General features: G+C 63.2%; 1 protein-coding gene and 1 pseudogene. Both read left to right on the plus strand.

The window, feature by feature from the left end; translation table 11 throughout:
• A pseudogene (locus tag EOA33_RS36985) lies at window positions 1–226 on the plus strand (MFS transporter); the annotation flags it as partial.
• Window positions 227–299: 73 nt separating this feature from the next.
• Window positions 300–908 (plus strand): ribonuclease D (gene rnd, locus EOA33_RS36990; protein ID WP_127407816.1); only part of this gene is annotated, 609 nt, incomplete at its 3' end.

Raw genomic sequence — 908 nt, forward strand, 5'->3', positions numbered from 1 at the left:
GTTCGCGGCCTCGGCGGCGATGCAATATTTCGGACCGGGCGCCCTGTTTGTGTTCAGCGCCGTCGTCTATGCGGTGCTGATCCTCGTCATCCTCTACCGCATGCAGGTGCGCTCCGGCGTGCCGGCCGACAGACGCAGCCCATTCACCGCGCTCTTGCGCACATCGACGGTGTTCGCGCGGCTGGCGCGGCGCAGCGGCGATTCCGATGGATCGAGCGAGCCATGACCTTGCGGCGGCTTGACGAAAGCGCCCGCGGCTGAAATTGAAAGGGACCTAATTTGTTCTTAAAAGCGATTTGATGCACGTCATCACCACCCAAGCTGAGCTCGAGAGCGCCATCGCCGCGTTCGAAAAGTCGGAATTCGTCACCGTCGATACCGAGTTCATCCGCGAGACGACATTTTGGCCGATCCTGTGCCTGATCCAGATGGCCTCGCCCGGCCTGACCGCGCTGATCGACCCGCTCGCGCCCGACATCGACCTGAAACCGTTCTTCCGGCTGATGGCCAACGAGGCCGTGGTCAAGGTCTTCCACGCCGCGCGCCAGGACATCGAAATCATCGTCCATCTCGGCGATCTCATGCCGCACCCGGTGTTCGACACCCAGGTGGCGGCGATGGTCTGCGGCTTCGGCGACAGCGTCTCCTACGACCAGCTGGTGCAGCGCATCACCGGTGCCCGGCTCGACAAATCCTCGCGTTTCACTGACTGGCGCCACCGGCCGCTCTCCGACAAGCAGCTCGACTACGCGCTCGCCGACGTGACCCATCTGATTGAGGTCTACAGGAAGCTCAGCGCCGAGCTCAAGCGCGAGAACCGCGCCCATTGGCTCAACGAGGAAATGGAGGTGCTGACCTCGCGCCAGACCTACGATCCGCACCCCGAGGATGCCTGGAAGCGTCTGAAG

Origin of the sequence: Mesorhizobium sp. M4A.F.Ca.ET.050.02.1.1, from assembly GCF_003997725.1 — a bacterium.
Classification (GTDB): Bacteria; Pseudomonadota; Alphaproteobacteria; order Rhizobiales; family Rhizobiaceae; genus Mesorhizobium.